The 7,165-nt window shown below is 72.8% G+C and carries 5 protein-coding genes; 2 read left to right on the forward strand and 3 right to left on the reverse strand.

Annotated elements, in window-relative coordinates; all coding sequences use genetic code 11:
• Window positions 1-2: 2 nt before the first annotated feature.
• Both Van01_RS23290 and Van01_RS23295 read right to left on the reverse strand, forming a co-directional pair.
• Window positions 3-899: an MHYT domain-containing protein gene (locus Van01_RS23290; protein ID WP_204011487.1), complete on the reverse strand. Its 897-nt coding sequence runs from the start codon at window positions 897-899 to the stop codon at window positions 3-5.
• A 170-nt stretch (window positions 900-1,069) separates the two neighbouring features.
• On the reverse strand, window positions 1,070-3,847 hold the full coding sequence (locus tag Van01_RS23295; protein WP_204011490.1) for a DEAD/DEAH box helicase: 2,778 nt from the start codon (window positions 3,845-3,847) through the stop codon (window positions 1,070-1,072).
• Between the two features lie 86 nt (window positions 3,848-3,933).
• Between Van01_RS23295 and Van01_RS23300 the strand changes: the two genes are divergently transcribed.
• Complete coding sequence (locus Van01_RS23300; protein ID WP_204011492.1) at window positions 3,934-4,689, forward strand: HAD family hydrolase; 756 nt, start codon at window positions 3,934-3,936, stop codon at window positions 4,687-4,689.
• 105 nt (window positions 4,690-4,794) lie between these two features.
• Here the strand turns inward: Van01_RS23300 and Van01_RS23305 are convergent, their stop codons facing one another.
• Complete coding sequence (locus Van01_RS23305; protein ID WP_204011494.1) at window positions 4,795-5,727, reverse strand: diacylglycerol kinase; 933 nt, start codon at window positions 5,725-5,727, stop codon at window positions 4,795-4,797.
• A 228-nt stretch (window positions 5,728-5,955) separates the two neighbouring features.
• Here Van01_RS23305 and lanKC point away from each other — a divergent pair.
• Window positions 5,956-7,165 (forward strand): class III lanthionine synthetase LanKC (lanKC, locus tag Van01_RS23310; RefSeq protein ID WP_239099245.1); only part of this gene is annotated, 1,210 nt, incomplete at its 3' end.

Raw genomic sequence — 7,165 nt, forward strand, 5'->3', positions numbered from 1 at the left:
GGTCAGCGCGACTGATGGTCCCGACGGGACGGGAACTGGGCGCCGGGGCGGGCCAGCGTGGACCGGGCGCGCAGCCCCACCGGGTCCGGTTCGGTCACGTCGGCCGGCCCGCCGGCGGCTGCGGTGGAGGGTTGCGCACGCCGGGCGTCCAGGTACGCCAGCGCCGCCCGGTCATCGTCGTTGGGGGCGGCGAGCAGCGCGTACACCAGACCGACCACACCGAAGATCACCAGCAGCACGATCGGGATCAGCAGCGTACCGACACCGGCACCGGAAAGCTCACCCCGGTCCTCGTGCAGGTGCACCGACAGGGCGCTCATCCCGGTGAAGTGCATGCCGTTGACCGCCACCCCCATCACCAGCGCCGAGGCGAAGATGGCCACCCCCTTGCGGACGGTCACCGCGAGCCAGAGCGCGACCGAGGCCGCGACCACGGCGATCAGCACCGACAACCCGACCCGGAGGTTGTCGTAGAGCAGCCGACCGTCCAGCCGCATCGCCGCCATGCCCGTGTAGTGCATCGCCGCCACCCCGGCGCCGGTGAACAGGCCGCCGCCGAGGATCCGTGCCGCCGAGAGCCGGCCGGTACCGACGATCGCCAGGCCGATGCCGACCGCCGCCACCGCGATCAGCGCGCTGCCGACAGTGATCGGCACGTCGTACCGGATGCGCGACCCGGTCACGGCGAAGCCCAGCATCGCCATGAAGTGCATCGTCCAGATCGCCGTGCCGCCGAGCGCCCACGCGGCCAGGCTGCCCCACCAGAGCTTCTGCCCCGTGCTGGTGGCGGTACGGATCCGGCCGGCACAGACCAGGCCGAGGATCGAACCGAGCACCGACAGCGCGTAGCTCAACGCCGGTGTGATCCAGCCGTACTCAAAGTGATTGATGTCCGCCACGTGGGCTCCCCCCAGAGCTGCTACCGACGCGTAGCTCACGCGCCGATGACATGATGTGCGACGCTCTCACCAGGCACAACAGGGCCCCCCTGGTACTTCGGGGCGTACCGTCGCGGTGACGCAGCGATGCGTCGGTTCGCCGGGGCGAGCGGTCGCCGTCGGGAGCCGGCTCAGGCCGGTGAGTGGTACGCCAGCACACCCCGGTTGACGGCGTTTATCGCCTGCCGCGCGGTGGCCCGCAGCTCGGTCGAGGCACCACCGGAGTCGGCCAACTGGCCGAGCAGGTCCACCACCTGGCGGGCCCACCTGACGAAGTCACCGGCCGGCATCTCGCCGTCGAGCTGCCCGCTGGTCAGCACCTTCGCCAACGCCTCGCCCCTGGCCCAGCGGTAGACCGGCCAGGCGAAGCCGAGATCCGGCTCGCGGGTGACGGCCAGCCCGCGCGACGCCTCCTCGGCCTCGATCTCACTCCACAGCTTCAGGGTCGTGTCGACCGCCTCGGCGACCGGGCCGCGGGGCAGCGAGGCCCGTTCGTCGACGTCGCGGCGGGCCTCGAAGACCACCACCGAGACCGCGGCGGCCAGTTCGGCCGGGGACAGTCCGTCCCAGACGCCGCGCCGCAGGCACTCCGCCACGAGCAGGTCCGCCTCCGTCCAGATCCGCCCCAGCATCCGGCCGGCGTCGGTGACCGCCCCGTCGGCGGCCAGGTAGCCGCGTCCGGTGAGCAGCGCGACGATCCGGTCGAAGGTACGGGCCAACGAACCGGTCCGACCGGCGACCCGCTCCCGCAGCTCCTCGGTGTCCCGCTCCAGCCGGCGGCGGCGCTCGGCCCAGCGGGCGTGTTCCTCCCGCTCCGGGCAGGCGTGGCAGGGGTGCCGGCGCAGCTCGGTCCGGAGCTGGCTGAGCTGGTGATCCTCCCCCGCCTGCCGGCCCCGGGCCCCCCGGCGGGAGTGCCGGTCCAGGCCGGTGCCGCTCACCTGCGCGGCCAGGTCACGCCGGGCCGCCGGATTGCGGTGGTTGAAGTGCTTGGGCACCCGGATGCGGGCCAGCACCTCGGCCGGCGTGGTGAAGTCGGCGGGGCTGATCCGGCCGGCCCAGCGGTCCTGGGTGAGCACCAGCGGGCGCGGCTCGCTGAACCCTCCGGCCGCCGGGTCGAGCACCACGGCCAGGCCGGCCCGACGCCCGGACGGCACCCGGATCACGTCGCCCACCCGCAGCCGCTCCAGGGCCGTCACCGCCGCTGCCCGACGCTGGCTCTGCCCCTGCCGGGCGATGGCCCGCTCCCGGTCGGCGATGGCGACCCGTAGCGCGAAGTACTCGTCGAAGTCGCCGTGGTGGCACTCCGCCTCCACGCCGTACGCCTCGATGGTTTCGGTGTTGCGCTGCACCTGCCGGGCCAGGCCGACCACCGAGCGGTCCGCCTGGAACTGCGCGAACGACGACTCCAGCAGCGCCCGGGCCGGCTCCGCGCCGACGCTGCCGACCAGGTTCACCGCCATGTTGTACGAGGGCCGGAAGCTGGAGCGCAGCGGGTACGTCCGGGTGGATGCCAGACCCGCCACGTGCCGGGGGTCGGTCTCCGGGGACCACACCACCACGGCGTGCCCCTCCACGTCGATGCCTCGGCGACCGGCCCGCCCGGTGAGCTGGGTGTACTCCCCCGGGGTCAGATCGACGTGCGCTTCGCCGTTGTACTTGACCAGGCGCTCCAGCACCACGCACCGGGCCGGCATGTTGATGCCCAAGGCGAGGGTCTCGGTGGCGAACACCGCCTTGACCAGCCCACGGACGAACAACTCCTCCACGACCTCCTTGAACGCCGGCAGCATCCCGGCGTGGTGGGCGGCCAGCCCGCGCTCCAGGCCGTCGAGCCACTCCCAGTAGCCGAGCACCGACAGATCCTCACCGGGGATCGCGGTGACCCGGGACTCCACCACGCGGCGGATCTCCGCCCGCTCCTCGGGCGAGGTGAGCCGCAGCCCGGCGGCGAGGCACTGCTGCACCGCCGCGTCGCAGCCGGCGCGGCTGAAGATGAACAGGATCGCCGGCAGCAGGCCCTCGCGGTCCAGCCGGTCGACGATGTCCGGGCGCATCGGCCCACGCCAGCGTGGGCCGCGGCGGCCGGCGCCGAAACCGGCGGAGCGCCCCTCGCCGAGGTCGAGCCGGCGCATCGTGTCACGGGTGTAGCGCAGCAGCTCGGGGTGCACATCGTGCTTGCGGGCCGCGGCGGCGTCGTGGAACAGGTCGAACATCCGCTTGCCGACGAGCATGTGCTGCCACAGCGGTACCGGCCGGTGCTCGCTGACCACCACCGTGGTCTCGCCCCGAACCGTGATCAGCCAGTCGGCGAACTCCTCGGCGTTGGAGACCGTCGCCGACAGCGACACCAGGGTCACCGAGGCGGGCAGGTGGATGATGACCTCCTCCCACACCCCGCCGCGGAACCGGTCGGCCAGGTAGTGGACCTCGTCCATCACCACGTACGCCAGGCCCTCGAGGGTGGCCGAGCCGGCGTAGAGCATGTTGCGCAGCACCTCGGTGGTCATCACCACCACCGGAGCGTCGCCGTTTATGGCGTTGTCGCCGGTGAGCAGTCCCACCTGCGCGGCGCCGTACCTGTCGACCAGGTCGTGGTACTTCTGGTTCGACAGCGCCTTGATCGGGGTGGTGTAGAAGCACTTGCGCCGGGTGCCGTCGGCCGGTTCCGGCCGCCCGGGCGCACCCTGCAACGCCAGGTGCACGGCGAACTCGCCGACCACCGTCTTGCCGGCCCCGGTCGGCGCGCAGACCAGCACGCCGCTGCCCCGCTCCAGGGCCTGGCACGCCTCCCGCTGGAAGTCGTCGAGGTCGAACCCCAGGTCAGCGGTGAACTCTTCAAGCGCCGGGAACTGTGAGGCCTGGGCGGCCCGGCGGCGCGCTGCGGCGTACCGCTCGGCGGGGCTCGACATGTCCCCAAGATTAGTGCGTGCCCACGACGAGCACCCGGCAAGGCCGAGCGGCGGGGCGGTCCGAGTGGGTCGGTAGGGTGCACGACGTGCCGGATCATGCCGAACCGACCAGCCCCGTACCCGACGCCGACGGTCGGGGCCCGTCCCGTCGGCAGGTACGGGCGGTGTTGTTCGACTTCCACGGCACCCTCGCGCAGGTGGAGGAGCCGGGCCAGTGGGTGCTGGCCGCGGCGGCGTCGTGCGGCGTCGAGCTGGACCGGGCCCGCGCGACCGCCCTGGCCGATCGGCTGCTCACCGCCGGACGCGCCGGTGGGCCGCTGCCCGCCCGGGTGCCGCCCCACCTGGCCGAGCTGTGGGCCGACCGGGATCTCTACGAGCACGCCCACCGGGGCGCCTACACCGGTCTGGCCGACACGGTCGACGCCGGCATCGACGGGTTCGCCGAGGCGCTGTACGAACGACTGCTGGTGCCGCAGGGGTGGGTGCCCTACCCCGACACCGCCCCCACCCTGGCCGCGCTGCGCGCCGCCGACGTACGGGTGGCCGTGGTCAGCAACATCGGTTTCGACATCCGGCCGCTCTTCGACGCCTGGGGGCTGGCCGACCTGGTCGACGCCCACGTGTTGTCGTACGAGGTGGGGCGGTGCAAGCCCGATCCAGCGATCTTTTGGCGGGCCTGCGGCATGCTCGGCGTCGACCCGGAGGAGTCACTCATGGTCGGCGACACCCCCGCCGACGCCGGTGCCGTCGCCGCCGGCTGCGCCGCCCTGATCCTCCCCGCCGCCGACCCCGGCCACCCCAACGCCCTCGGCTCCGTCCTGGACCTCCTACCCACCCCCTAACCGCCGCGATCATGCAGTTGTGGCACCTGATTCGTCCACATACACGGCTTTTGTCAGGTGCCACAACTGCATGATCCACGGGGTGGAGGGGCGCGGGCGGGACAGTCAGCGGAGGAGGTGGAGGGCGGCGGGGACGGCGGTGATGGTGAGGGGGAGGGGGAGGGAGCGTTCGCCGTCGGCGTAGGTGGTGATGTCCGCCGCGGCGATGGTGACGGTGCGGGCGCGGTAGGTGCTCACGAGCGGGTGGGCGACGTGGGTGCCGGCGTAGATGCGCGGCTTGACCCGGATCAGGGTCCGCCTGTCGAACCGGCCGCCGACCACCACGTCGAGCAGGCCGTCGGTCGGGTCGGCGGCGGGGCAGATCCGCATCCCGCCGCCGTAACTGGCCCCGTTGCCGACCGCCACCAGGACCGCGTCGACCTCGATCCGCTCTTCGTCGAGAGTGAGGGTGTACCGACGTGGCCGGAGCCGGGCCAGTTCCACCAGGATGGCCAGGTCGTAGCGGCGGGGACCGCGCGGCCAGCGCATCCGGTTGGCCCGCTCGTTGACGATCGCGTCGAAGCCGGCCGCCAGCACCGCCCCGTACCAGCGGAGCGTGCCGTCGAGCCCGGCCATCCGGGCCAGGTCGACAGGGCGGCTGCGTCCCTCGCGCAGGGCTGTCGCGATGACGTCGACAGCCGCCCGGGGATCGGCCGGAAAACCGGTCTCCATCGCGAAGTCGTTGCCGGTGCCCGCCGGGACCGGGCCGAACGGCACCGTGGTGCCGGCGACAGCCTGCATGGCGCGGTGCACCGTACCGTCGCCGCCGACCGCCACCAGTGCGGCGGCCCCCTCGGCCACAGCGGTCCGGCAGGTCGCCTCGGCCTCCGCCGCGCTGCCGGCCCGCAGCAGCCGCACCGGCCGACCGGCCGCCGCGAGCCCGTCCAACAGTTCCGGCAGCAGCCCCCGGTGCCGGCCCCGGCCGGCGGTCGGGTTGGCCAGCACGGCGACGGGCCCGCCGAGCGGCGAAGGGTGATCGTCTGAGGTCACGGCGAGCACCGTACTGCCTGGCCGGCGCGGGCGCGAGGGTGCCGTTCCGGACGTCCGCCCGGGCCGGAACGGGCGGCAGGGACAGACCCACCGTCCGCGCCGCAACTGTCATTTGTCACGACCGATCGTGCGGCACGCATTCATCTCCATGACTGAAAACACTGGAGGCGCCATAGGCCGAACGGACAGACTCGAATCCATCAACAGGACCGCGATCGGCGGATGGGAGGAGACACAGTGGACGAGCGCTACGACAGCTACTGCGCCGCGGACCCGCTGTTCTACGACTCCCTCGGCAGCGCTGTCGCGCAGCCCACCTTCGCCCCGGCCCGCCGGCCGCTGCCAGCAGGCTGGCGACGGGAGTCGCTCGACGACTGGCTCATCCATGCCCCGGACGGCGAACGCCTGCCGCAGCAGGGCTGGAAGGTGCACGTGTCGGCCACGCTCGCCAACGCCGACCGGGTGCTGGACACCGTCTGGGACTACTGCATCCCCCGGGGGTTGTCCTTCAAGTTCCTGCGCGGCCCCCGCACCCTGTTGCTGCGCAACTCCAAGTACGCCGCCCGGGCGGCCAGCGGCAAGTTCGTCACCGTCTACCCGCGCGACGACGCCGAACTCGAACTGGTCTGCAAGGAACTCGACGAGTTGCTCACCGGCGAGGACGGCCCGTACGTCCTCAGCGACCTGCGGTACGCCGCCGGGCCGGTGTACGTCCGCTACGGCGGCTTCGCCGCCCGGTACTGCCACTCCCCCGACGGGCAGGTCGTTCCGGCCGTCGAGGACGACACCGGCACCCTGGTGCCGGACCGACGCGACCCGGTGTTCCACCTGCCGTCCTGGGTGACGCTGCCGGACTTCCTCGCGCCGCACCTGGCCGCCCGCAACGCGACAAGCACCGACGAGGTGCCCTACCGGATCGACAAGGTCATCCACTTCTCCAACGGTGGCGGCTTGTACGTCGGACGCGACAGTCGCACCGACACGCGGCTGGTGTTCAAGGAGGCCCGACCGCACGCCGGTCTGGACGCCGACGGCACCGACGCCGTCACCCGGCTCGCCCGGGAGGCCGCCGTCCTGCGCCAGCTCGCCGACCTGCCTCAGGTGCCGAGGGTGCACGACGAGTTCGCCCTCGGCGACCACCGCTTCCTCGCCCTGGAGTTCATCGAGGGCCGCCCGCTGAACAAGGTCCTGGTCGACCGCTATCCGCTTATCGACGCCGACGCCACCGACGACGACCGTGCCGCGTACGCGGGCTGGGCGCTGGACGTCCACCGCCAGGTCGACGAGATCGTCCGGGCGATCCACTCGCGCGGTCTGGTCTACGGCGACCTGCACCTGTTCAACATCATGATCCGTCCGGACGACCAGGTCGCGCTCGTCGACTTCGAGGTGGCCGCCCCGGTCGACGGGCACCGCCGGCCCGGGCTGCGCAACCAGGGCTTCGCCG

Origin of the sequence: Micromonospora andamanensis (assembly GCF_016863495.1) — a bacterium.
Lineage (GTDB): Bacteria > Actinomycetota > Actinomycetes > Mycobacteriales > Micromonosporaceae > Micromonospora > Micromonospora andamanensis.

Bases quoted from the DNA above. Each gene is read 5' to 3' on its own strand.
- Van01_RS23295 (WP_204011490.1), bottom strand. From the start codon at position 3,847: ATGTCGAGCCCCGCCGAGCGGTACGCCGCAGCGCGCCGCCGGGCCGCC.